This window comes from Natrarchaeobaculum aegyptiacum, from assembly GCF_002156705.1.
In the GTDB taxonomy this organism is placed as follows: domain Archaea; phylum Halobacteriota; class Halobacteria; order Halobacteriales; family Natrialbaceae; genus Natrarchaeobaculum; species Natrarchaeobaculum aegyptiacum.
In genome coordinates this window covers 3189340-3212506 of sequence record NZ_CP019893.1, presented here as the reverse complement: position 1 = coordinate 3212506, position 23167 = coordinate 3189340, and the positions used below count along the sequence as shown (strand labels likewise).

Genomic DNA, 23167 nt, shown 5'->3' with positions numbered 1-23167 from the left:
AGCGTCCCGCGTCGCGGGGCCACTCGAGGCAGTCCACGATCCTGTCTCGGACGGATTCCTGTACCGATGTCCCGGCGCAACCGCCGCCCGGATCGCGGCTGGGCTGGAACTGATAGACAGGAAACCGTATCACTCGTTTGGGCTTCGGTGTGGACTCGAGACGATCAGGGGACCGGATCGTAGCCGCGCATCCAGGTACTCCAGTACATCGACGGGATGACGTTGACGTCCATGATCCAGTTCATCTTGCTGTTGATCGGTGCCGAGATCGGTTTCTCGTAGTCGAACTCGGCGATCATCGCCTTCCCTTTCTCCGTCAGCAGCGGGCAGGCAGTGTAGCCGTCGTAGGAAGCGGTGAACGAGCGGTCCTCGATCAGCGCGGCGAGGTTGTCGACCAGCGTGTGGGTCTGTTTGCGAGCCGCAGACGCCGTCCGGGAGGTCGGGAGGTTGCTACAGTCGCCGAGGGCGAAGACCTCGTCGTACTCGTCGTGCTGGAGTCGCTCCTCGTCGACGGTGACGTACTCGCCGTCACCGGTCAGCGGCGAGTGCTCGGTCAGCGCCGTGTGACCGTACTGCGGCGTCACGGGTGCGTACATATCGTACTCGACCGTTCGGCCATCCGTCGAGTGGATCTCCGTCGCTTCACCGTCGACCTCGGCGACGGTGAACTCGGGGACGAACTCGATGTCGCGGTCCGCCCAGATCTCCTCGATCTTCTCGTTGTATGGCGCCTTCTGGGGCGTCGTGCCGAACGGAACCTCGATCGGTTTGGTCATCACGAGTTCGACCTCCTCGCGCATCCCCTCTCGACGGAAGTAGTCCTCCGCGAGCATCGTCAGCTTCAGCGGCGCGCCGCCGCACTTGATCGGCGTCTCCGGCACCGAAACCACGAACCGGCCGCCGTCGAACTCCTCGAGTGCCTCGCCCAGCTCGAGGGCAGCCTCGTAGTGGTAGAACGGGAAGACCGAGTCGGTCTCCTCCCAGGCGTCGACCAGGCCGTCGACGGTGTCGTCACGGAGTGCGTTGCCGAGTGCGACGACGAGGTAATCGTAGGCGAGGTCGCCGTCGTCTGTCTGGACGATCTGGTCGTCCGGGTCGACGCCCTCGACGGTCGCCTGACGGAACGTGATCCCCTCGCGGAGGAGGTCCGTGATCGGGCGACGTTGCTGGTCGGGTTCTTTGTAGCCGAACGGGATGAGATAGTACGACGGCTGGTAGTAGTGGTACTCGCTTCGATCGACGACGGTGACGTCGACGTGGTCGAGTTTCCGGGAGAGCCGGTTGGCCGTCATCAACCCACCTGCGCCGCCACCGAGCACTACGACGTGCGGTGTTGCAGACATTGTGGGCAGTGATTGCTACTGGGCTATGAACGTTCGGTTGGTGATCGCCAAGGTTACGGTCAGCATCCTGGTGTCGGTACGTCGACGCCGGCTTCGACGACCGAACCAACAGCAATAGGGGCCGGCCGGCCGCATCGAAGGATATGAAAGCAGTCTACGCGACAGACCTGTCTGCGGCCAGCGACGCGGCCATCGAGACCGACACCTGCCTCGAGTGCCTCGACCGAATCGGTGTCGACACTCTCCACCTCGTCACGGTCGTCCCGGCCAACGTCCACGCCGGAACGCCCGGCATCGATCACGAAAAACGGCGCAGACGCGCGCTCCGCCGGTATCGCGAGACGATCGAGGCCGGCGGTCTCGAGGTCGAAAGCCACGTCGTCAGGGGGACACCACACCGCCGGATCAACGGTATCGCCGAAACCGTCGGCGCGAACCTGACGATCGTCGGCTCGCGGGGCAAACGACCGCTCGAGAATCGGCTCATCGGCTCGACGACGCGAAATCTCGCGCGGACGACGGTCGTGCCGCTGCTGGTCACCCGGGTCGAACGCCAGACCGACGACCCGGCCCTCCTCGAAGGACAGCTATTCCGGCGAGTGCTGTACGCGACCGACTTCTCCGAGAACGCCGAGCGAGCCTTCGAGGCGTTTTCGTATCTCCGTCACGCGACCCGCGAGGCGACGCTCGTTCACGTCGAAACGCCCAACAGCCGCCAGCCAGCCAGTGACGGGGCACCCGACGAGAGACTCGCCGAACTGGCGACCCGGCTCGAGTCGTGGGACGTCGATGCGACCGTCGACGTCCGGGAGGGAGATCCAGCCGACGAGATACTGACGGCGGAAGCGGAGTACGAACCGACGACGACGCTACTCGGGTCGCGCGGGCAGAGTCGGCTCCGGCGGTTGCTGCTCGGAAGCGTCTCCGAGTCCGTCGTCGCGAACGCTCTCGGCAACGTCTTTCTCGTTCCGCCAGAGCGGACCGCCTGACCGAAACGAGAACCCAGCACCACACCGCCAGCGACCTCGCAGTCAGGGACGAACCGACAGCGGCGGCTGGCGGACTCGAGAGCCGGTCAGAACGGAAGACAGGAGACAACCAGTCCGAATTCGCGCGATCGCTGCATGCGGGCTGTGTAAGACCGAGGCGACACTTCGGATCGAAACGACCGAGAGGTCAGGTGACCTCCCGAGTCTGGAACTCACAGCAGGTGTCGTCGATGACGGAACGACGACGTCAGTCGTGCGGGTGAAACCGTTTGACAGCCTGCTCGACGGCGTCGGTCTCGCCGAGGAAGGTGACCCGGTCGCCGTCTCGAAGCCGGTGGTCGCCAGTCGGCACCTCGGTTGCCCCATCCCGGTGGGTCAGCAACCCGACGATACAGCCGTCTGGAATCTCGGCATTGAGCTCGGCGATCGTCTTGCCGACCAGATCCGACGCCGTCACTTCGATCTCCTGGACGTCGCCGGTGCGGCCGAGTTCGTTCATCCACGCCGACAGCGACGGCCGCTCTAAGACGTTCTCGAGCGACCACGCGGTGGCCATCGAGAGGTCGATCGCGTGGACGTCGAGTGCTTCGAAGGCGTCGACGTTCTCGGGCTGGTTGACCCGCGAAGCGACCGTCTCGACGTCGAAGGTGGTCTGGGCGAGCTGGCAGATCAGCAGGTTGACGTCGTCGTCGGGCGTGGTCGCGATGACCGTCTTCGCGTCGTCGACGCCCGCTTGCTCGAGGACCGCGGCGTCGGTGCCGTCACCCTCGAGCGCCCGGAGGCCGCGTTTACGGGCTTTTTCGACGGCATCCGGGTTCGCGTCGACCAGCAGTACGTTCTCTCCGTCCTGTTCGAGTCGTTCTGCGAGGGAGAGGCCGACCCGTCCCCCGCCGACGATGATGGTGCGCATTGGTGAAACCTCGAGTACGTTCGCGATCTGTCGAGCGAGGCCGGCCTGGAGGACGACCGTCGCGAAGATGATCAGAAAGACGGTGCCGGCGAGCAACTGGGCCTCCTGTGGGCGGCCGAGCGCTTGCAACTCGACGGCAAAGAGCGTCGCGACGCTGGCGGGGATGATCCCGCGGGGGCCGACCGCGCTGAGAAAGAGCCGTTCGGTGTGCGTAAAACGCTCGCTGGTCGTCGAGAGGTAGATCACGGCGGGCCGGATCACCATCGTAATTGCGACGACGATGGCGAGCCCGGCCAGCCCGAGGGCCATGATGTCCTGAAAGTCGATCAGCGCCGCCAGCGCGACGAAAATAAACGAGAGGACGACTACCGAGAGGTCGTCGAGGAAGCCGATCACGTCCTCGTGGTAGGGCAGGTCGACGTTCCCGAGGACGAATCCGGCCATCGCAGCCGCAGCGATGCCTGTCTCACTGGCGATCGTTTCCGCGCCCGCATAGGCGACGACGACGCCGGCGAGGACGATCAACCGGGCGTGTAACGGCCCGGTTTGGGGCGTAAACTTCCGCTGATTGAGCGCAAGCCAGACGGCGGCAGCGACGACTGCACCAAATGCCAGTCCGACGAGTAATCGCCACGCGAAGTCGCCGACGAGGGAGATGAGACCGCCATCGCCGGCGATCAGCACCTCGAACACCGCGACGACGAGGATCGCCGCCGTCACGTCGTTGATCACGCCCTCACCCTCGAGGACCGAGGCCACGTGATCGCGGACGGTGACGACCTGCAGGATCGGCCCGATCACCGTCGGGCCGGTCGCGATCAACAGCGCCCCGACTAACAGCCCCACCTCGTGGCTGGTCTCGAGGAACGCGACGACCGCACCAGCCGTGCCAAGCCACGTCAGCAGCGCACCGACGGTGGTGAGCCTCGTGAGCGCGGTCGGACTCTCCCGGAGCTTCTCGAGGCGGAGGTGATAGCCACCCTCGAAGAGAATGATGGCGACGCTGATCCCGACCATCGCCGAGAGCCCGCCGCCGAACGTCTCCCGGGTGACCAGATTCAGCATTTCTGGACCGATGGCGATGCCGGCGAAGATCAGGAAGAGGACGCTCGGGATGCGGAGCCGGTCGGCGAGCACGCGGGAGGCGACTCCGAGGGCGAGGATGAGCGCGACGATGGCAACGAGATTCACGGGTAGTCAGGTCCGGGTATGTCGGGTGTACTGCGTTGGCAAGGCTGAACTGCAGGGTCGAATCCGTCGCAGCAGGTCGGTCCGACCCTGCTGTCGACGCTTGGCGGAGTAGTACTGGCGGTCCACTCCCGAACTGCCGGGTGAACCCGAACGCGTTCGTCCGGGTTCACACAGGAGGCGACGGGCTGTTCAGCACAGTACGTCCAGTCCCCTGACCCCATCAGTCACCTCCGTCAGCGGATACCTGGACGGACAGCCCGTCCGAGCCGGTGTTCTGGACAACCTGGTAGAGGATCATCAGCGCGACGGCGAACGACGAACCCACGAGGAGGAGCACGCTCACCAGGTCGAGTGCGTCCGTTCCGAGCCAGTTTGCGAGTTCGCTGAGCGCGATTCCGATCGCTGCCAGCACCATCATGATGCCGAAGTAGACGATGACGTCGTCTTCCTCGACGATCGCCGTCGCAGCCGAGCCGATCCGTGCGCCCAGTGCACTGCCGACGAGTAGCGTTCCGACGACCGCGAGGTCGACGCTGCCGGAGGCCCCGTAGGTGAAGGTGCCGAACGCGCCGGAGAACAGCCCGGCGAACAGGCTCGTCCCGACGGCGGCAGTCAGCGGCGTCCCGATCAGGTAGTAGATCGCGGGCATCCGCATGAAGCCGCCGCCGACGCCGATCAGTCCCGAAACGAGACCGACGCCGCCACCAGCTCCCGAAATCGTCCACAGCGACGCCCGGCCGCCGGACGTGAGGGTGATCATCGGGGGAATCGTGTACGACTGGATCTTCTGGCCGACGGCTGGAATCTCCTCGTCGTCGACGTCGTCGTCCGCATCCTCGTCCTCGAGGTTGTACGCCCGGCGGAGGAAGAGCGCACCGATCCCCGCCAGCAGGACGACGTAGGCGACCCCCGTGACGAGGTTGGCGATCCCCAGCGCCTCGAGAGCGAAGACGAGCCGGCTCCCGAGTTCGATGCCGATCGAGAGCACGACGAACAACACCGCGCCGAGTTTGTAGTCGACCTGCCCGACGTCGTAGTGTTTCATCACGGCGATGACCGACGTGCCGAAGTAAAACGCCAGCCCGCAGCCGATCGCGACCGACGCGGGATAATCGAGGATCAACAGGGTGGGCGTGATCAGGAACGAGCCACCCATCCCGAAGAAGCCGAACAGGACGCCGACCATGAAGCCGAAGCTCACGAACAGCGCCAGCAGCGGCAGGCTGAGCCCTACGAGTTCCATCGACTAGTTCACCTGCTGGTACCGTGCAACAGCCTTCTGGACGAGCGACTCGAGCCAGCCGTAGGCGACGTAGAGGACGACCGCCTGGAGGGTGATGAACCCGACGACTGCGAACGCGCCGAGCAGTCCACCTTCGATTCCGAGCATGTGCGTTGGGAGTTGTCCTCGTTTCAGTCGTCCGCGACGGCGCTATCTTCGGTGGCAGCACACCGGTTGGGTCCGAGCTCGAGTTCGTTGCGCTCGTCTTCGCCCTCCGGCTCGTAAACCCCGAGGTTCGTCTCGATGACCTTCTCGTAGTTCGGCGGCTTCGAGGGCAGGTTGTCGAACATGTGCTCGACGAACTCGTCTTCCTCGAGCTGGATGATCTCGTTTTTCGCCCAGATCTCGCCGACGGTCGAGAACATCGGTGCGCCGGGCTGGACGTCGATGTATTCGCCGCAGTTGGTCAGCGAAAAGTGCCCGGGGAGGATCTTGACGTGGTCCGGCAGGGTCCCGATCTTGTGGTGGAGCGTCTCGTACTGGACGCGAGCACCAGCTTTGGCGTCCTCGCCGGCGAACTGCAGTTCGGTTCGACCGATCGATTCGACGAACAGGGTATCGCCGGTCAGCAGTGCCTCGTCCTCGACGAGGTAGGAGGTCATCCCCGTGGTGTGACCCGGCGTATGAACGGCCTTGATGGCGACGTCACCGACCAGCACCGTCTCGTTCGGCTCGAGGCCGTCGAATTCGAACTGGGGATCGCGTGTGTTGGCGGGCTCGCCGAGGTGGTAGGGCACGTCGTACTTCTCGGCGAGCATTCGGCCCGCAGAGATGTGATCTGCGTGAATGTGCGTGTCGAAGACGCGAGCGATCTCGTAGCCGCGCTCTGCGGCAGCACCCTCGAAGGCTCGCGTCGCGCGGGTGACGTCGACGAGTGCGGCCTTGCCGGTGCGTTTCGAGCCGATCAGATAGCCAAGACACCCTTTCGCACGACGCTGGAGCTGGAGGATCTCGAGGTCGTCGCGTTCGGTCGCGATCGGAACGACGTCGTAGACGAGGCTCCAGTCTTCCATGCCACCGTCGACGTAGGCGACGTTCTCGTAGCCCTCGACCTCGGAGAGGTACTCGGCGAAAGCACCGGCCGAGTTGCCGGTCGCACACGTCACGACGATTTCGTCGTCCGGGTCGTACTCTTCGGGATGGAAGTCACCGACGAGTTCGTCGTCGGAGCCGGAATACTCGACGTTCTCTGCGTCTGCAATGTGCCAGTCGTCGAAATCGTCCGGTGCTCGCGTGTCGAAGAGCACGTCGAGTGCGTCGGCTTCGATACGGTCCCGCAAGTCGGCTGCCGAAATGGCTTCGACCATACGAGCACAGGTTCGAACCCTCCGATATTAAGGATTCGAGCGACAAGAAATATTGTGCCATTCGAGGCACGTTCGAGCGGTTCCGGTAAGAACCGACGGAAGTTGTTGCACCAGATTCCGGTGGCGTCTCCCGGGTCTCCTGGAGACTGGTCTGGCGGCCCGGTGATCGGAGTTTCAGGCGGAATCGATTTCCAGAAGCAGTCGACGAAGTGGACGGGAGGCCCGATGAGTCGGTGGTGGTTGACGGGTCGGCTGGCCGAGGGTGGTAGCGTCGACCAGCACAGTTCCACGCTGATGGTACGGTGGCTTCGCCCAGTTTTGAGGCGGTGTGCTCGCCTCCCGTCAACACGTGCTTCGGGTTATTCTCACAACAGTCTTCGGTTACGGATCAATCTCGTCGACAGACCGGGGCGACGAAGCGATATGCGAGAATCTTGCAGCTATCGTGCCACTGAACGTCCGTCCACACTCGACCGCACGGCTGGAGTGGGGCGGGCGAAGCCCGATCGCTACTGGCTCGAGCCGGGTCGGGGACACAGTTCTGGCCCGTGGTACTCGACCAGTACCGATCCATGCGTCGACTGATGGGTGAAATCGGTGGTAGACGCCCGATTTCACTCATCAGTTCGGGCTTGGACCGCCACTGGAAAGGGGATAAACGACTGGTGGGAGAGGTGACCGAACTCGCGTGGACTACCGCGAGTTCGAGTGACTCGACGATCGGATCGTGGAGTTCGACTCCACGTGCGAACCGACGCGGTTTGCCGACCGCCACGTTCGGCCACGCCGGGCGGGAGCATCGGCAGGTCGGAACTGGCGTGCGACAGACCGTTCGACAGTGGCGGGTGCCGACCAGTTCGGTCCTCCCGCCACTCGAGCCTTTGGACGCGACCTTCAAATCGGTTCACCTGTCCGACAACGTCGCCGTTTCTCCGGGTGGTAAGCGCACAAGACGAAACGATTGCCGTATCCTATCACCTGATAGGCCAAAGTAACAACTGCAACGGTTTACACACTGATCGCCGATCGGTCTGGCGATCAGGTGTGCAGTGGCTACTATATCCTGCATCGCGGGTGGCCTCGATCGAGGTGACCGATCACTCGAATCCGAGCGTCGAGCGACAGACTGGCGGAGAATCCGTCGATCGTCTAGAGCTCTTTCAGCGTGAACCACCAGTCGTAGGATTCGTAGCCCTCGTCGGCTGCTTCGGCCTCGCGCTCGGCGACCTCGTCGACGGTCCCGGGCGGCGAGAGCAACGCCTTGTCGCCGAAGTTCTCGTTTTCGGGCCAGTCAGCCGGCAGTGCGACGCCTTCCTCGTCGCTCGTCTGGAGCGCCTCGAGCGAGCGCAGCACTTCGTCGATGTTCCGTCCGATCTCTTTCGGGTAGTACAGGACCTGTCGGGTGATACCGTCTGGGTCGACGATGAAGACGGCACGGACCGTCGAGCTACCCTGACCAGGGTGGACCATGCCGAGTGCCTCGGCGACGTCGCCGCTTTCGTCGGCGATGATCGGGAAGTCGATCTGCTCGCCGATTTCGTCGTCGATCCACTCGGTCCACTTGATGTGTGAGTGAACGCGGTCGATCGACAGGCCGATGAGTTCGGCGTTGAGGTCCTCGAACGCTTCACGTCGCTGCTCGAACCCGACGAATTCGGTCGTACACACCGGCGTGAAGTCGCCGGGGTGACTGAACAGGACGAACCACTCGCCCTCGTAGTCCGCTGGGATCGACTTCTCGCCGTGAGTCGTCTCTACCTCGAGTTCGGGGAACTGGTCGCCGATGAGCGGAAAGCCGCTCTCGTCTGCGTCGTCTGTTACTGCCATTGCAATCGTAGTTACGAGACCAACAACCATAATTCCAATCGAGCAAGAAAATATTTCGTCATTCGGATTTCGAACGGTCAGATGGAGACAATACCACCGGCTTCGATCCGCCACGGGAATCGGGAGGCCAGTTGGCGATCGAGACGTCCATCCGGGCTACGGCCGACGGCACTGGTGACTGCTCCGATTCGGTGACGGTCGCGAAAATAGTGTCGCAAAACGAGACGTCCGACTGGATCACTCGTGTCGAAGACGTCGAAGCCGAACGAGAAGCGACGGCGTCTGGTCACTCACCGCCGTCGGCTCGCCTCGAGGCACCCATCCGACGCAGGAACTCGATCAGCATCCCGAGTCCCTGTCGGACGTCGTCGTCACGTATGGCCCCGATCATCCCCAGCAGTCCGACCTTCTTCGGGGGTTCGGGCTCGGTGAACGCGCCGAGCCCGGATTCGACGGCATCGATGAACTCCTCGTCGCCGAGTCGACAGCCGAGGACGAGCATGTTGCCGAGGTTCTGTCCCAGTCGCTCGGGCTCGAGGTCTGCTTCAGCGTACGTGCCGGCGAGCCCCGCGAACATCAGCCTGAGTTCTGCGATCGGTCGACGGTTCTCCTGGGCCACCTCGACAGCTTCGGGAACCAGATCGGTCGCGAGTTCGTGAGTCACCTCGAGCAACTCGAGCAGTTCCACCATCGTGTCGACGTTCTCACCGAGTCGCTCGAGCAGGACCATGGTCTCTTCGCGTTCGACGGCGACGCGGAGTCGAGCGATCGTCTCACGGTTTTCCCGGACGATCGTCTGTACCTCGGGAACGAGATCGCTGACGAGTTCGTCGGTCACCTCGAGGACCTCGAGCAGTTCGATCAGCGTGTCGGCGTTTTCTCCCACGCGCTGGACGAGAACCAGCGTCTCCTCGCGCTCGAAGGCGTGTCGAAGCTCGCTGATCGGTTCGCGAGCGTCGTCGGTCGCCGCTCGAAGCTCTGGGGCGAGTTCGGCTGCGAGGTCCTGAACGACGACGAGCAACTCGAGTAACTCGGCGAGTTCGGCGTCGTTCGCTTCGATTACTCGCTCGAGTTCGCTGGCGGTAGCGGCATCGAGTGACGATTCGGCCATCTCGGTTTCGATCGTCTGGTCGTGTTCTGCCATCGTTACGGAAGTGGGTCGTATCCTTTCATCCAGGCGTCCCAGTACACCGACGGAAGGACGTTGACGTCCATGATCCAGTTGAGCTTGGTCTCGACGGGGGCGGAGATCGACTCCTCGTAGTCGAACTCGGCAACGAGTGCCTTCCCCCGCTCGGTCAACAGCGGACAGGCCGCGTAGCCGTCGTACTCGGCTGTGACGCCGTCACCGTGGACGAGTGATTCGACGTTTTCGGCGACGACGTGGGCCTGTTTGCGTGCCGCTGCGGCGGTCTTCGAGTGCGGTGCGTTTTCACAGTCCCCAAGCGCGAAGACCTCGTCGTACTCGTCGTGTCGACAGGTGTGCTTGTCGATCGTGACGTACTCACCGTCTTCGGAGCCGTCGGCCAGCGGCGATCCGTCCGTGATCGCCTCCTGCCCGAACTGTGGCGTGACGGGCGCGTACAGGTCGTAATCTAGCTGGTCGCCGTCTGCGGTGTGGACGACGCCTGCGTCCGGATCCACCCTGTCGACGGAGACGTTGGCCCTGAACTCGATGTCCCGTTCGTCCCAGATCTCGTACAGTTTGTCGCGGTAGGGCTGAACGCCGAAGTGATGGTCGGCGTTACGCGTCATGACGACCTCGACGTCGTCTCGAATGCCGCGTCGACGGAAGTAATCCTCCGCGAGCATCGTCAGCTTCAGCGGTGCACCCGGGCACTTGATCGGCGTGTCCGGCTGGGTGACGAGGAACGTTCCCCCGTCGAACTGTTCGAGTGCGTCGCGCAGTTCGAGGGCAGCCTCGTAGTGGTAGAACGGGTACACCGCGTCGGTCTCTTGCCACGCCTCGAGCAGTCCGGGCGTCGCAGTCGGATCGAGACGGTGGCCCGTCGCAACGACGAGGTAATCGTAGTCGAGGTCGTCGCTGTCGGCGAGTTTCACGAACTGTTCGTCGGGGTCGATGCCGACGACGGCGTCGTGGACGAACTCGACACCCGGCTTGAGTAATTCGTCGATCGGCCGCGACTGATCCGGCTCGAGGTATCCGAACGGAATCAGGTAAAACGAGGGCTGGTAGTAGTGTTCGGTGCGTTTGTCGACGACTGTGACGTCGGTCGTGTTCGCGTCCAGTTTGCGACGGAGGATGTTCGCCGTCATCGCGCCGCCTGAACCGGACCCCACGACCACTATGTGGGTCATCACCGCCAAATAGGGGCCTATTACACCTATGTCTATATATAGGCGTAATTATCTGCATAAACTCGCGATGGACGGGAAGTCTCCGCAACTATTGCGACAGTAGTGTCCGGGAGACGTCCGACCGTGGTCGGTGTATGCTGGTCCTTTGGGCCGGTTCTGGGGTCCGGAACCCGAATGGGTTACGGCCCGGGACGGCATCTCCGTCACTCGTCACCGCCCGTCTCGACCGGGGCGTCGATGAGGTTGCCCCACTCGATCCAGGAGCCATCGTAGTTCGCCACCACCTCGTACTCGAGGAGTTCCGAGAGGACGAACCAGACGATAGACGACCGTTCGCCGACGTGACAGTAAACGATCGTCTCGGTGTCGGGATGGAGCCCACGCTCGAGGAATAGCCGCTCGAGTGCTGCCGTCTCTTTGAATCGACCGTCCTCGTCGATCACGTCCGACCAGGTCACGTGGATCGTTCCCGGAATGTGTCCTGCGGTTCGGGCCGCCGGGAGGTCCTTGTTCGGTGGCTGGGTCTGTTCGCCCTCGTACTCGGGTGCAGACCGGACGTCGACGATCGTCGTCTCCCGGGAGAGGGCTGCCTCGACGTCGCTTCGGTAGGCTCTGATTCGTTCGTCCGGGAGCTGTGCCTCGTAGTCCCGGGGCGTAAATTCGGGGCACTCGGTCGTGAGCTGTCCGCCGATCGCCGTCCACCGTCGTTTCCCGCCATCGAGCAAGCGGACGTCCGTATGCCGGTAGTACTTGAACAACCAGTAGAGATAGGCAGCGTACTGGTTGTCGTCGATGCTGTAGATGACGACCGTGCTGTCGTCGGTGATCCCAAGCGACCCCACGTACTCTTCGAAACAGCGTTTGTCGGCGATCCCACAGCCATTGACGTCGACGAGATCCGCGAGGACGTCGATCTGGACGGCCCCGGGGATGTGCCCATCGTCGTACTCGCCGTCGGCCTCGACGAGACACAGCGACGGGTCGTCCCGCGTTACGTCCTCAAGACGCTCCTGAAGCCATTCGGGCGATACCAGTACCGCCGACCCGGTTTCACCGTCGCCGGTCGCAGCGTCACGAAGACGGTAACAGGTCTGTCGGCCGTCGTGCAGTGCGGGAGACGAGTCGACGAACCCGGCATCCTCCAGTTGATCCAGTCCGTACCGGACCGTTCGGGAAGACAGCAACGTCTCCTCGCTCAGCGCCTTGAGCGTCATCGGCCCTGCGTCCGCGAGCACCTTGTAGATAAACTTCGAACTCGGCGGCAGGTCCTGAAGCGCGTCGTCGATTTGTCGTTCGCCCATGCGTATGGGTCGTATGTTGGGCCGTTATGTATACAGTTCTTTCGCACATGCCCGACGGGGCAACCGCTGTGACGGCGTAGTTCGACCGTCGAAACGACCGAATATCGTCGCTAATTACAGTCATACATCCGTAATCTGCTGGGGTCGATCCAGCAATAATTGCGAGGCGAGACTGACGCTGCCAGCCCTCGATCCTCGTGGAACACGAGCAGCCGACACAGATCGGAGGGAGGGCGTAAGCATATTCGATCGTTCCCGGTTTCGGATACCGAACCACGACAGTTACCTTTCCCGGGCACCGATCGATAGTTGCCGTTCACGTATTCACCTCTACCGAGCGGCTTGGAGTCCGGAATTTTGGGGCTCACCGCCCCGTTTGTCCCCAGATCCGCGAGTAGGCACGACAGAGGAGCACTGTCGAACACCCTCGAGGGATCGTCGACGCACAGCGGTCAGTGGCGAGAGTCGACCGGGAGCGACGGTGCTGTCCGGTCGTCGTGCACGTCACAGAGTGGCCGACGGTCGTCGGCGAGTCTCCGGATATCCAGCACCTAAAAGACAGACCCATGTGATACTAAGATAGTGGACACATATGCATGCGTGTGACAACCCCGGTCGGTACGAGTCGATGTCCCTCGTCGAACGACGCCGGTGCAGGTATGGGCCGGATATTTCCTGGGTGGTCGACTCCCGCAATCGAAACCACCACACCAGTTCCCTCACACTTCCTCGTTCGAACAGGTCCAGCCGAATCGCGTCGCGGCATCGGCCGTCACGGTCGTTTCTCGTCGGAAACGGGGTTCCGACCGACACAGAGACAAACACGCCTACTCGAGACGACCGTTTTTGCCGGCTATGGCGTCAATCTGCACTGTCAGCAGTCGAGTCGTTGATCGACGACTACGTCTCTCGAGGCTCGCGATCGATGCCGTCGACCGACGCATCCACTTCCTGCAACGGGCGGCGTGATGTGTCGGTCGGGTTCAGGCCAGCAGCGCACGGAACCATCAAATATAGTATAGTAGTGTATGGTAATAAGGTATCTGATATCAAATCGGCCCCGGTAACGAGAACGTGTGTCGCGGTCGGTAACTCGAGACAAACCGTGGGTGGGGACAGGAAGCCCCACGCCTAAATCACCGGACGACCGTCACCGGCACGTCGACACGTCTGACGACCAGTTCTGCGACGCTCCCGAGCCGTGCCTCGGTCACGTCGTGACGGCCGGTCCCCCCGAGGACTACCTGATCGACTTCCAGATCCTCGACGGCAGCGACGATCGCTTGCCCTGGCGAGCCGACACCGATCTCGGTTTCCACGCTACTCCCTTCCCGTTCGCCGTCGGCTCCTGACTCGTGATCGACGAGCCATGCGTCGTCGACGTTCGCGAGTGCGTCCTCGAACAGCGCCGTTGCATCGTCTCTATGCTCGTCGAACCAGTCGGCGGTCAGCGGCTGTCCGCGGTCGGTCTCGTCTCCGGGCCGTACCTCGAACGGGTCGATCGCGTGAAAGAGGACGAGCCGAGAGCCCGGGAACGTCTCCAGTGCGTACTCGAGAGCGCGCTGTGCCGCCTCGGAGCCGTCGTGAGCGACGAGGATCGATCGGTCCATGACGACCGTACAGAGGGGAGAGGCCACCGTAAAACCACGCCTGCACCCCCCGGGAACGCGATCGGTGGCAGCGACGGCCTCACGGATCGGTGCTGGGGTCAACCCCGGGCCCGACACCGCCGGACCGACTGGGAGTCCGGGAGTTGCTCGCGTCGGTGCCTGACTCGTCCTCACCGGGAGCGACGAGGACCGGAACCGTCGCCCGCCGGAGCACTCGAGCGGTCGTACTGCCGAGCAGCGGGGCGACGATGCCGGTCGCTCCGCTCCGGCCCAGCACGATCAGGTCGACGTCGCGCTCGCTCGCCTCGCGGAGGATCGCTCGCGCGGGAACGCCTCGGCGAATCGATCCAGTGACCGGGACGGTTCGGTCGCCGTACTCCGAACGAACCTCCTCGAGGAGCCGCCGTCGTGCGTCCTCGAGATCGGTGACGAAGTCGGTATCGAACCGCAGGGGCCCGGATTCGACGTCGACGACCGCGAGGACGTGGACGCTCGCCCCAGCCGTCTCTGCCAACGAGAGCGCCGTTTCGAGCGCTGCCGTCGCAGCGTCACTGCCGTCGATCGGGACCAGTATCGACTCGACGTCGTCAGCGGCATCCGGGGACATCTGTTCGCTCGAAGGGAGGACCCGAGACGGCAAAACGATTCCCGTCACTGGCCGCCGGGTCCGGTGATCGGTGTCGCACCCGGCCGGAGGAGGCGTTACCTGACGACGACGACTGGCGTCGGCGACCGGCGCACGACCGTCTCGGCAACACTTCCCAGGAGAACCCGCGAGACGCCTTCGCGACCGTGGCTGCCCACGACGACGAGGTCGTAGTCGCCTTCCTCGGCGGCGTCGACGAGGACGCGCGCCGGGCGGCCCTTCTCGAGTTCGGTGTCGATCTCGACGTCGTGGTCGGCAGCGAGTTCTTCGGCGTCTGCGAGGTACGTCTCCCCGCGTTCGGTTGCTCTGTCTTCGCCGGGAACCGCGACGTCCGGGTCCTCCCACGCGTCCCAGTACCCGCCCGGAGCGGGGAGCACGTGCACGACAGTCGTGTCGGCGTCCGGGTACTCCGTGATGGCGTACTCGAGTGCGTCACGGGCTGGTTCCGAGGCGTCGTACGGGACGAGAATTCGGTCTGTCATGTGCTGACAGATGGTCGGAACCGGTATAATAGTACCTCTCGTTCCTGCCGCACAAAAAGACGGGACTGGAGTTCCCCGATCAGAACGCCGTCCAGCCGCCGTCGATCGGGATGTTCGCACCCGTGATGTAGGACGCCTCCTCGGAGGCGAGGAAGGCCGCCATCGGCGCGATCTCTTCTGGCTGGCCGTGGCGATCCATCGGCGTCTTTTGCTCCAGGAAGTTGTAGAATCGTTCGTCCTCGAGCAGGTCCTCGGTCATCGGCGTCTCGACGAAGCCGGGACAGATGCTGTTGACGCGGACGCCCTGATCGGCGTAGTCGATCGCCACTTGCTGGGTGAAGTTGATCACGCCGCCTTTCGCGGCCGAGTAGGAGGCTGCACCCTTGCCGCCGACCAGTCCGTAGATCGAGCCGAGGTTGATGATACAGCCATCGGTCTCTTTGAGGTGGGGGAGGGCGGCTTTCGTCCCGTGCATGACGCCATCTAAGTTCGTCTCGAGGACGGCTTCCCACTCCTCGAGGTCCATCTCCTCGACGGAGGTAACACTCGAGATGCCGGCGTTGTTGACGACGACGTCGAGGCGACCGTGGTCGTCGACGACCCCATCGACGAGTGACTCGACCTGATCGTACTCGCGGACGTCACAGTGGGCGAACGTACAGCCGATCTCGTCTGCGACCTCGCTGCCGGCGTCCTCGTCGATGTCTGCGATTACGACGGTCGCTCCGTCCTCGACGAAGCGTTCGGCGATCGCCGTCCCAATTCCGACGGCACCGCCGGTGACGATTGCAATCTGGTTCTCAAGCATGCGACCCTCGGCTACACCGACGGATGGTAAAGCCATTCGTGTCGCTCGGAAAACATTCATGTCACGCGTCCTGACCGGTCAGCGTTGGAACGGGTGGCTGTGGGGTTTAAGACCGGAATCGTGGTAGGTGGCGGGCGCATGACCGTTCAGATCGCTGGCGTGGCCAGCACACCGTACGGAGAACATCCTGATTCCTCGACGCGTGAGCTCTTTACAGACGCAGGACTCGAGGCCCTCGACGACGCCGGCCTCGAGGTCGGGGACGTGGAAGAACTCTACGCCGGGAACTTCATCGGTGACCAGACCGACGATCAGGCTCACGTCGGTGCGATGCTGGCGGACTACCTCGGTGCCCGGCAGGCGGCGTCGATGCGAACCGAAAGTGCCTGTGCCTCGGCGAGCTCGGCCGCCCGGTCTGGGGCCCAGACGATCGCGGCAGGCGATGCCGACGTCGCGCTGGTCGGCGGCGTCGAGATGATGTCGACCGGCGGGCTCGCAGCGGTCACGGACGCACTCGCCAACGCTGCGGACAACGAGTACGAGAACGAAGCCGGGCTGACGTTTCCGGGGATCTACGCGCTGATGGCCCAGGCATACATGGACGAGTTCGACGCGGGGCCCGGCGACCTCGCGGCCGTCGCGGTCAAGAACTACGAGAACGGCGCGTCGAACCCGTTGTCCCAGCGCCAGGAGGAGACGGACGTCGAGAGCGTCCTCGACTCGCCGCCGGTCGCGACGCCGCTGCACCTGCAGGACTGCTGTCCGATCAGTGACGGTGCCAGCGCGGCCGTCCTCGTCAGCGAGAGCTACGCCGACGAGCACGGCCTCGAGACCACGGTCTCGTGGGCCGGGAGCGGACAGGCCAGCGACTCGCTCGCGTTGCAGGACCGGCCGGATCTCGCACGAACCCGTGCGGCCGAACGAGCGGCCGAGGACGCCTACGATCGCGCCGAAATCTCCCCCGAGGACGTCGACGTCGTCGAACTCCACGATTGCTTTACGATCGCCGAGATACTGGCGATCGAGTCACTCGGGTTCTTCGAACGCGGTGAGGGTGCTCGCGGCGCGGTCGACGGTGAGACGGCCGCCGACGGCCGTATCCCCGTCAACACCTCGGGTGGCCTGCTGGCGAAGGGCCACCCCGTCGGCGCGACCGGCGTCGGGCAACTCGTCGAGATCACCAAGCAACTCGAGGGACGACACCCGAATCAGGTCGACGACGCGACGATCGGCCTCACCCACACCGTCGGCGGCAGTGGCGCGAGTTGCGTGGTCAACGTCCTGCGGGCAGGAGGTGCGTAACGATGCAACAGTGGTTCGTCGATTTCGCCGAACGTATCGACGACGGAGATCCCACCTACCTCGCCTGCGAGGAGTGTGGACAGGCCGCGCTCCCGCCCCGGACGGTCTGTCCCGAGTGCTCGAGTCGGACGCTCGAGGAGCGATCGCTCTCGGAGACAGCGACCGTGACGGCGTCGACGAAGATCTTCAGTTCGATTCCAGAATACGCCGACGAGACGCCGTACATCGTCGTGATCGCGACGTTCGATGAGGGCGTTCGCCTGACCGGGCAGCTCCGTGGTGCCGAGGGCATCGAACCCGGCGAGACGGTCACGGTCGGCGTCGAGGAACGCGAGGATGGGTGGCTCGTCACCTTCTCGCCGACTGACTGAACGGCGCGTTCGATTGTCGGCGCGGCCTCACGTACTAAATACCTCGCTCTCCCAACAGGATACACGTGTCACAGTCAGCGTACGAGCAAACCGATCTCGAGTCCGATAGCGACTGGCACGCCCGGTCGCTCGAGGACGTCTACGCGGACCTCGAGTCGTCAGGAGACGGACTGCCGTCCGAGGAGGCACAGAAGCGCCTCGAACGCGAAGGACCGAACGAAATCGAAGCCGAGGAGGGAACGTCGCCGCTGCAGATCTTGCTCGAGCAGTACACCTCGGCGCTGATCTGGGTGTTGATCGTCGCCGCGATCGTGATGGCCGGTGTCGGTCACACGATCGACGCGGCGGTCATCGCGGGCATCGTCGTCTTCATCACGCTGTTCGGATTCGTTCAGGACTACCGGGCCGAACAGAGCATTCAGGCGCTTCAGGAGATGGCAACGACGTACGCACTCGTGAGACGCGACGGCGAGAAGCGCGAGATCGACGCGAAAACCGTCGTCCCGGGCGACGTCGTCTTCGTCGAATCGGGAGATATCGTCCCCGCAGACGCCCGACTCGTCGAGGAGTCCAACCTGAGCGTCGACGAGGCGGCCCTGACGGGAGAGAGCGTCGGCGTCTCGAAGGAGGTCGGAACCGTCGACGAGGACGTCGCGCTCGCCGAGCGCGAAAACATGCTGTTCAAAGACACCGTCGTCGAGCGAGGCTCCGGGACGGCTGTCGTCGTCGAGACCGGTCCCGAGTCGGAGATCGGCCAGATCGCGACGGCACTCGAGGAAGCCGAAGAACGCGAGACGCCGTTTCAGGCCGAGATGGACAGGCTGGGAAAGATAATCGCGGGCATCGTCGTCCTCGCGGTCGCGGTGATCGCGTTCGCGGAACTGATCGTCGGGGACACGCCGCCGCTGCAGGTGTTTCTGACTGCGGTCGGGATCGCGGTCTCTGCGGTTCCGGAGGGGTTGCCGGCAGTCGTGACGCTCTCGCTGGCGCTTGGCGCCCGGCGGATGGCCGACCAGAACGCCCTCGTTCGTCGCCTTCCGATCGTCGAGGCGCTCGGGTCGGTCGACGTCATCTGTACGGACAAGACGGGGACCTTGACCGAAGAGGAGATGACCGTCCAGCGGATCGTCGCGAACCGGGGAGTCTACGAGGTGACCGGGACCGGCTACGACACCGACGGCGAGTTCCTGCGAGACGGCGACCCGGTCGACGACGAGCGCGTCGCGGAGGTGCTGCGCTGTGGGATGCTCTGTAACAACGTCGACCTCGGGACCAGAGAACGCGACGAGAGTGAGACGGAAGGCTCCGGTGAGGCTGCCGGCGAGCGTGACGGTGAGCGAACGTATCTCGGCGATCCGACCGAAATCGCGCTATTCGTCGCCGCACAGAAAGCCGGGTTCGACCACGAGGCACTCGCCGAGGAGTACCCACGCGTCGGCGAGGTCGAGTTCACTTCCGCACGCAAGCGGATGACGACTGTCCACCAGACGCCCGAGGACGGTACCGTCGCCTACATGAAAGGCGCACCCGAGACCGTCATCGAGCGCTGTGACCGCGAACTGGTCGACGGGGAGATCGTCGACCTCACCGACGACCGCCGCGCGGAACTCGAGGCCAGAAACGAGGAGTTTGCAGAAGACGCGTTGCGCGTGATGGGCTTTGCCTATCGGCCCGACGTCCCGGAAGCCCAGGTCGAGGACCCCGACGACGGTCTCGAGCACGAGATGGTCTTTCTCGGTCTGCAGGGAATGCTCGACCCGCCCCGGCCCGAAGTTCCCGACGCGCTGGCGGGCTGTCTCGACGCCGGGATCAACGTCGTGATGATCACCGGGGACAACGCCGTCACCGCCCGTGCGGTCGGTGAGGAAGTCGGTCTTCGCTCGGCGACGGTGATCACGGGGCCAGAGCTCGAGGAGATGAGCGACGAGGATCTCGCCGAGGTCGTCGAGGACGTCGACGTCTTCGCGCGAACGTCGCCGGAGCACAAGACGCGCATCCTGCAGACGCTTCAGGAGAAGGGGCACACGGTCGCGATGACCGGCGACGGCGTCAACGACGCTCCGGCCGTGAAAAACTCCGACGTCGGCGTCGCGATGGGGATTCGCGGGACCGACGTCACAGAACAGGCCTCCGACATCGTCCTGCTGGACGACAACTTCGCGACCATTCGAGACGCCGTCAGGGGCGGCCGGCGCATCTTCGACAACGTCCGCAAGTTCGTCAACTACCTGCTGTCGGGCAACGGTGGTGAGGTGACGATGGTCTTCACCGGGTCGATGGTCGGTCTCGGGCTGGTCATCACGCCGATCCAGATCCTCTGGATCAACGTGGTCACCGACGGCATTCCCGCGCTCTCGATGGGCGTCGACCCGCCTGCCGAAGACATCATGGAGCGCGATCCCCGGCCGCCGGAGGAGGGCGTGATTACCGAACGGATCGTCACCTCGATCGTCGGAATCGCGGTCTTCATGACGGTCTGTCTCCTCCCGCTGTTCACCCTCAACTTCTACGGCGAGCTGGCCCCGGGCTACGACGTGACCGGCGCGCTCCTCGGATGGAGCCCCGACTACGAGGTGGGCCGCGAACTCGCCCAGACGATGGTGTTCACCGGCTTCGTCGTCTTCGAGATCGTCCGCATTCAGGCGATCCGGTTCCGATACGGACTCGGTCTGTTCTCGAACCGCTGGCTCGTCCTCGCTGTCGTCGTGGCGGTCACGCTCCAGTTTCTCGTCCTCTACACGCCGACGGGCCAGTTGCTGTTCGACGTCGAACCGCTTGGCCTCGTCCACTGGGCACAGATCGCCGTCGCCGCGGTCGTCTTCGCCCTCCTGATGGCCGTCTTCGTGAAGTTGCAGGACCGGTACTTCGAACGGTACTGACCTGCCGTGGCCGCGTTTTTCGGACAACTCAGTAGAACAGCGAGAGCGCTACCACGTTCGATTCGGCAGTCAGTGGGCGAACTCGATGAACGACTCGGTCGCGTCGGCGGTCCCGGAGACGATGAGGACGTCCTCGGGTCGAATCTCGAAGCTCCCACCAAGGTCCGTGAGCAGGTCGTCTCCGCGTTCGACGGCGACGATCGTACAGTTCGTCCGTGACCGGACGTCGACGTCTGCGAGCGTCTGCCCATCGAGTGCCGGTGCTTTCGTGCGGACGAACTCGAATTCGGCCTGTGGCGTCAGGATCTCCTTGTCCTCGATCAGGTGCGAGGCGAGCAGTTTCCCCGTGAGCACGGACATCGAGAGGACGAAGTCCGCGCCCGCGTTGTACAGCTTCCAGACGTTGTCGTGTTCGTGGACGCGAGCGATGATCTCGACGTCGGGAGCCAGTTGCTGGAGCACGAGCGTCGCGAAGATGGTCGTCGTGTCCCGATCGAGTGCCAGCACGACCGCACGGGCGTTCTCGACGTCGGCTCGCCGGAGCGTCCGTGGGTCGGTGACGTCGCCGACGATGTCCGTCCCGTCGTGGTTCTCGAGGTCGACGACGTCGTAGTCGATTCCCTCGGTCTCGAGGGTGTCGCAGACGGCGCGGCCGACGACGCCGTGGCCGCAGACGACGACGCGTTCCGGATCGTCGCGGTGGGTCGGCAGCGGTCGGGCGGTCAGTTCCGAGAGGTCCTCGTAGTGACCGGCGACCAGCAAGATCGTGTTCTCACCGACAGTCGTCTCCGGACCGGGTGAGACGACGAACTTGCCGTCGAACCAGCCGCCGATCACCGTGGCGTTGAGGTCGTCGAAGACGGTGGTCTCGCCGAGGGTCTTGCCGGTCAGCATACTGTTCTCTTCGACCAGTAGCTCCGTCACTCGGAGGTCCGTCTCGACGTCGACGTAGGCACGGAACTTCTCGGCGAACGACGTCACCGCACGCATTCCGAGCCCTTCACCGAGGACCTGCGGCCCCTCGACGAGTTCGTCGGCACCTGCGAGTCGATGGTAGGGTGCGACCGAGGTGTCACGAGCGACGCTGACGATCTGAATCTCAGGGTTCGCCCGTCGCGCCGAGAGAATCACCGTTGGGTTGATCTCGTCGTCGATATCCGCGACGACAGCACGGGCCTCGCTCGCGTTGACGGCCTCGAAGGTTTCGACCAGTTCGGTGTCCCCGTGGATGGCCTCGGTCCCGCGTTCTCGTAGCTCGCGAACGAGTTCGCGATCGGAATCGACGTACAGGTACGGAATCCCGGCATCCTCGAGTTCGGCCGAGAGCACCTCGTCTCGAGCGGAGTGGCCGCAGATGATGACGTGGTTCGAGAGAGTGCTCGTCGTCGGCGGTTCGGTCTCGAGGGCCTGTCGGAACATCGGGACCGCAAAGAGCGGCAGCGCCAGAAACACGAGCAGGACGCCGGTGAGGTTCATCGCAACGACGAGCAGGTTGATCTGTGGGGAGTTCCAGTGGTCCGTGTCGCCACCGAATCCGGCGGTGGTGAGAACTTCGATCACCGTCTGGACCGATTCGAAGAGCGATATCTGGGCGTTTTCGAAGGTGTAGAGTGCCCACTGGTAGACGAACGCGTAGCCGACGACGATCGCCGCGGCGGTGAGGAGCGCGAGTGCGATCCGCCGGTGCCAATCGTCCATGGTCTTGGACAGACAGTGGAAATATAACAGCCGTTCGGTTTCTCACTGTTGGCGTGGGAACCACTGGGGTGTCGAGTGGTGTGATGACGCTGGGTCAGTCACCATTTCGGTCGGTGTCGGGGCTATACGTGCGAGTACCGTGGACGAGCGGATAGAGACCGTCCCGAGAGATAATGCGATAATCGGCCCAGACGATCCACGCGGTCAGCGCAAGAATCAGCCCGGTCACTACAACGGGTGCCGGTCCGGGACCGTTCAACAGGTAATTCGCGACGACCACCGCGAACTCGAGTCCGCCGACGAGGAAGACCTCGAGGGCCGTCTCGGGGTGTCTGAAATCCGGCGCGATCATCGCTTCCACCCGGTCGTGGGGCGACGTCGGCCACGGACCAGCCGTGAGCGTGCCACCCACCTTGCTCCATTGCTCGGAATCCTCGAGCCGGTCGTGGGGCGACGTCGGTACTGTCTTACCATTGTTGCTTCCTACGCTAGACGGGTTATTAACTCCTTCTCAATTCTGCATCGAAAGCGAGTGCGGGGTCTTATTTCCTGTTCAAAAATTCAGTCGGTGATTTTATAGTAGCCAGTCGGCTACGTGGGACACATGATCGTTGGGAACCGCAATTCGAAACGCCACTCTACCCGGGGTGCCCGCCGGCCGCTGGACGACGGGGGCTCTGGTGGCGGTCCAGGCCTGAACTGCGGGGTCGAACCCGTCGCCGCAGGCCGGTTCGATCCTGCAGTCGACGGCTGGCAGCGTACCAGATCGTGGCGAGCACTCAACACCGTGGGTCACGTCCGGTCGACCGTGGGTTCGAACGCTACTTCGAGGGCGTCGACAACGCCTGCGGCACTGACCGTTCCCGGTCCGGTTCGTGGCTCTGCCTGTCGACTCCGACGGA

Annotated in this window: 19 protein-coding genes; 4 read left to right on the top strand and 15 right to left on the bottom strand. The window is 63.8% G+C overall.

Going from position 1 to position 23167, the window contains the following annotated elements; genetic code table 11:
* Window positions 1-164 precede the first annotated feature (164 nt).
* On the bottom strand, window positions 165-1343 hold the full coding sequence (locus tag B1756_RS15525) for an NAD(P)/FAD-dependent oxidoreductase (protein WP_086889376.1): 1179 nt from the start codon (window positions 1341-1343) through the stop codon (window positions 165-167).
* Between the two features lie 143 nt (window positions 1344-1486).
* Between B1756_RS15525 and B1756_RS15520 the strand changes: the two genes are divergently transcribed.
* Window positions 1487-2332 (top strand): universal stress protein, encoded by an 846-nt coding sequence (locus B1756_RS15520; protein WP_086889375.1) that lies wholly within the window; start codon window positions 1487-1489, stop codon window positions 2330-2332.
* Window positions 2333-2579: 247 nt separating this feature from the next.
* Here the strand turns inward: B1756_RS15520 and B1756_RS15515 are convergent, their stop codons facing one another.
* The 12 genes from B1756_RS15515 to budC all read right to left on the bottom strand — a co-directional run bounded on the left by B1756_RS15515 (window position 2580) and on the right by budC (window position 16015).
* A complete protein-coding gene (locus B1756_RS15515) occupies window positions 2580-4433 on the bottom strand; it encodes a cation:proton antiporter domain-containing protein (protein ID WP_086889374.1) in 1854 nt (617 codons plus the stop codon).
* 220 nt (window positions 4434-4653) lie between these two features.
* Window positions 4654-5676, bottom strand: coding sequence for a sulfite exporter TauE/SafE family protein (locus tag B1756_RS15510; RefSeq protein WP_086889373.1), 1023 nt, complete (start codon window positions 5674-5676; stop codon window positions 4654-4656).
* Between the two features lie 3 nt (window positions 5677-5679).
* Window positions 5680-5823, bottom strand: coding sequence for a DUF7512 family protein (locus tag B1756_RS19700; protein ID WP_186336468.1), 144 nt, complete (start codon window positions 5821-5823; stop codon window positions 5680-5682).
* Window positions 5824-5846: 23 nt separating this feature from the next.
* The gene (locus B1756_RS15505) at window positions 5847-7022 is read right to left on the bottom strand and encodes an MBL fold metallo-hydrolase (RefSeq protein WP_086889372.1); all 1176 of its coding nucleotides are present in this window, start codon (window positions 7020-7022) and stop codon (window positions 5847-5849) included.
* Between the two features lie 1149 nt (window positions 7023-8171).
* Window positions 8172-8849 carry a peroxiredoxin gene (locus B1756_RS15500; RefSeq protein WP_086889371.1) on the bottom strand — a complete coding sequence of 226 codons (678 nt, stop codon included), beginning with the start codon at window positions 8847-8849 and terminating at the stop codon, window positions 8172-8174.
* Between the two features lie 286 nt (window positions 8850-9135).
* On the bottom strand, window positions 9136-9993 hold the full coding sequence (locus tag B1756_RS15490) for a helical membrane plugin domain-containing protein (protein ID WP_086889369.1): 858 nt from the start codon (window positions 9991-9993) through the stop codon (window positions 9136-9138).
* A 2-nt stretch (window positions 9994-9995) separates the two neighbouring features.
* The gene (locus B1756_RS15485; protein WP_267128197.1) at window positions 9996-11150 is read right to left on the bottom strand and encodes an NAD(P)/FAD-dependent oxidoreductase; all 1155 of its coding nucleotides are present in this window, start codon (window positions 11148-11150) and stop codon (window positions 9996-9998) included.
* A gap of 221 nt (window positions 11151-11371) precedes the next feature.
* On the bottom strand, window positions 11372-12469 hold the full coding sequence (locus tag B1756_RS15480) for a rhodanese-like domain-containing protein (protein WP_086889367.1): 1098 nt from the start codon (window positions 12467-12469) through the stop codon (window positions 11372-11374).
* 1136 nt (window positions 12470-13605) lie between these two features.
* Complete coding sequence (locus B1756_RS15475; protein WP_086889366.1) at window positions 13606-14079, bottom strand: universal stress protein; 474 nt, start codon at window positions 14077-14079, stop codon at window positions 13606-13608.
* 79 nt (window positions 14080-14158) lie between these two features.
* A complete protein-coding gene (locus B1756_RS15470; protein WP_086889365.1) occupies window positions 14159-14686 on the bottom strand; it encodes a universal stress protein in 528 nt (175 codons plus the stop codon).
* A gap of 95 nt (window positions 14687-14781) precedes the next feature.
* On the bottom strand, window positions 14782-15207 hold the full coding sequence (locus B1756_RS15465) for a universal stress protein (protein WP_086889364.1): 426 nt from the start codon (window positions 15205-15207) through the stop codon (window positions 14782-14784).
* A 79-nt stretch (window positions 15208-15286) separates the two neighbouring features.
* A complete protein-coding gene (budC, locus tag B1756_RS15460) occupies window positions 15287-16015 on the bottom strand; it encodes a meso-2,3-butanediol dehydrogenase (protein WP_086889363.1) in 729 nt (242 codons plus the stop codon).
* A 138-nt stretch (window positions 16016-16153) separates the two neighbouring features.
* On the opposite strand from budC, the gene B1756_RS15455 reads away from it, so the two are divergent.
* From B1756_RS15455 to B1756_RS15445, 3 genes are all read left to right on the top strand, one after another.
* Window positions 16154-17317, top strand: coding sequence for a thiolase domain-containing protein (locus B1756_RS15455; RefSeq protein WP_086889362.1), 1164 nt, complete (start codon window positions 16154-16156; stop codon window positions 17315-17317).
* Window positions 17318-17319: 2 nt separating this feature from the next.
* Window positions 17320-17688 carry a Zn-ribbon domain-containing OB-fold protein gene (locus tag B1756_RS15450; RefSeq protein ID WP_086889361.1) on the top strand — a complete coding sequence of 123 codons (369 nt, stop codon included), beginning with the start codon at window positions 17320-17322 and terminating at the stop codon, window positions 17686-17688.
* 65 nt (window positions 17689-17753) lie between these two features.
* Window positions 17754-20567, top strand: coding sequence for a cation-translocating P-type ATPase (locus B1756_RS15445; RefSeq protein ID WP_086889360.1), 2814 nt, complete (start codon window positions 17754-17756; stop codon window positions 20565-20567).
* Between the two features lie 69 nt (window positions 20568-20636).
* On the opposite strand, the gene B1756_RS15440 is transcribed toward B1756_RS15445, so the two are convergent.
* Both B1756_RS15440 and B1756_RS15435 read right to left on the bottom strand, forming a co-directional pair.
* Complete coding sequence (locus tag B1756_RS15440) at window positions 20637-22265, bottom strand: potassium channel family protein (RefSeq protein ID WP_086889359.1); 1629 nt, start codon at window positions 22263-22265, stop codon at window positions 20637-20639.
* 94 nt (window positions 22266-22359) lie between these two features.
* On the bottom strand, window positions 22360-22617 hold the full coding sequence (locus B1756_RS15435; protein WP_152031328.1) for a hypothetical protein: 258 nt from the start codon (window positions 22615-22617) through the stop codon (window positions 22360-22362).
* Between the last annotated feature and the right edge of the window lie 550 nt (window positions 22618-23167).